The following is a 2,465-nucleotide window of genomic DNA, read 5'->3' on the forward strand; positions in this document are numbered from 1 at the left end:
TGTGTTTCGGCGTGGAATATTGACCCCACTAGCGGGCGAATACTTATTCAATTTTGACCCCCGCTAGATTTCATCCGAGGATCTGACTTTTAGTCAGCGGATGGAGTAGGGAGTTGAAAAGAGTGGATACGATTGCTCGTGTCCGGCGCGCCTTCCATGTTCAAGGCTGGTCGGTAAAGAAGATCACCAGAGAGCTTCATGTTTCTCGTAATACGGTTCGCAAAATACTGCGATCTGATGCGACGGAGTTTTGTTACAAACGTGAACATCAGCCCTTTCCGAGGATGGAGCCTTGGAAAGGAGACGTTGAACGTTTTCTTGTTTCCAACGAAGGTAAGGCATCTCGTGAGCGGTTGACGCTTATCCGCATTTATGAAGAAGTTCGGGCGCTGGGCTATGAAGGCAGCTATGACACCGTCCGCCGCTATGCCAAATCCTGGTCTAAGAAGCGCGGATTAGTGGCGAGTGACGCCTACGTTCCGCTCTATTACGCGCCAGGCGAAGCTTATCAGTTCGATTGGAGCCATGAGATTATTCGGCTCAATGGTGTGACGACGACAATCAAGGTTGCGCACGTTCGATTGTGTCATAGCCGGATGATGTTTGCGCGGGCTTACATGCGCGAAAGCCAGGAAATGGTGTTCGATGCACATGATAAGGCTTTTGTGTTTTTCCGTGGCGCTTGTACGCGCGGTATATACGACAATATGAAAACGGCTGTTGATGCCATTTTTGTTGGGAAAGAGCGGCAGTATAATCGTCGGTTCCAGCAAATGTGCAGTCATTACCTTATTCAGCCTGTTGCCTGTACTCCGGCATCAGGTTGGGAGAAGGGACAGGTTGAGAACCAGGTTGGCTTGGTTCGAGAGCGCTTTTTTACACCGCGTTTACGGGTCAAAAGTTTGGAGGAACTCAATGTCTGGCTCCTCGATAAATGTATCGCTTATGCAAAAGCACACCGCCATCCTGAACAAACCCAGCGCATGATCTGGCAGGTATTTGAGGAAGAACGCAAAAGTCTTGTACCATATATTGGCCCCTTCGACGGCTTTCACTGTGTTCCAGCGTCGATATCAAAAACCTGCACCGTCCGTTTTGACAACAATAAATACTCGGTTCTTTCAACTGCAGTTGGTCGTCCTGTAGAAGTTCATGCCTATGCAGATCGGATCGTCATACGGCAGGATGGTGTGAAGGTCGCAGAGCATACGCGTAGCTTTCATCGAGGTGAAACGATCTACGACCCATGGCATTATGTGCCTGTTCTTGCTCGAAAACCTGGCGCTCTACGCAATGGCGCACCTTTCCGCGATTGGGTTTTGCCAGCCGCAATGGAGAAAATCCGCAAACGTTTGCAGAGCGCTCACGATGGTGATCGGCAGATGGTCACCATCCTCGCATGCGTACCTTCCGACGGATTGGCTAATGTCGATGCTGCATGTCAGGAAGCGCTTGATCATAACGTGTATTCTGCGGCAGTTATCATCAACATTCTCGCACGCAGTCGAGACCCGGCTCCAACTCCCACACTCCAACTCCCCGACGCACTTCGATTGATGCATGAACCAATCGCCGACTGTTCACGCTATGACAGTCTTAGGAGGGCAAGCTGATGGAACGCACGCAGGTACTTGAACTCATGGGAACGCTGAAGCTCTATGGTATGCGCAGCGCTTATGATGAGGTGATGGGGAATGGAATAAAACGGCAGCACGAACCGCCACGTATTGTGGGTGAGTTGTTGCAGTCGGAAATTGCAGAAAAGCAAGCACGTTCCATTCGATACCAGCTCAGCATAGCCAAATTACCTCTTGCTAAGGACATTGAGGACTTCGACTTTACCGGCACCCCAATCAACGAAGGTTTGGTTCGCGAGTTGGCCACAGGCATTTTTGTTAGCGATCAAAGAAATGTCGTTCTGGTTGGTGGCACGGGAACAGGAAAAAGCCATCTGGCTATTGCCATTGCGCGCGCACTCATTCGCAATGGCACACGTGGCCGTTTCTTCAATGTGGTTGATCTGGTCAATCGACTTGAAACTGAAACACGCAACGGGAAGCAAGGCAGGACCGCAGAATATCTCAACCGTCTCGACTTTGTTATTCTCGACGAGCTGGGGTACTTGCCATTCGCTCAGGCAGGCGGGCAGTTGCTGTTCCATCTTATAAGCAAGCTCTACGAGCGAACCTCGATTATCGTTACGACCAATCTGACGTTCGGCGAGTGGCCGACCGTCTTTGGCGATGCAAAAATGACAACTGCACTTTTAGATCGCCTGACGCACCATTGCGAAATCGTAGAGACAGGCAACGATTCATGGCGCTTTAAAAACCGCTCTCAAAGCTAAAGCCGAAACAGCTAATCACCCGCACTTGGCCTACCCTTTGCAACCCCGGCCAGCATCGGGCAGGCCAAGTGCTAATCCGTAATCGGGGGGTCAATATTGGACAAGTAAAGGGGGTGAA

At 50.6% G+C, this 2,465-nt stretch carries 2 protein-coding genes; both read left to right on the forward strand.

Annotated elements, in window-relative coordinates; translation table 11 throughout:
• Positions 1-113 precede the first annotated feature (113 nt).
• Positions 114-1,613: an IS21 family transposase gene (gene istA / locus KUG47_RS16675; protein ID WP_217679188.1), complete on the forward strand. Its 1,500-nt coding sequence runs from the start codon at positions 114-116 to the stop codon at positions 1,611-1,613.
• Positions 1,613-2,347 (forward strand): IS21-like element helper ATPase IstB, encoded by a 735-nt coding sequence (gene istB / locus KUG47_RS16680; RefSeq protein ID WP_217679190.1) that lies wholly within the window; start codon positions 1,613-1,615, stop codon positions 2,345-2,347. Before istA ends, istB begins: the two co-directional genes overlap by 1 nt.
• The last annotated feature ends 118 nt before the right edge of the window (positions 2,348-2,465 follow it).

Source organism: Falsochrobactrum tianjinense, assembly GCF_019100495.1.
In the GTDB taxonomy this organism is placed as follows: domain Bacteria; phylum Pseudomonadota; class Alphaproteobacteria; order Rhizobiales; family Rhizobiaceae; genus Brucella; species Brucella tianjinense.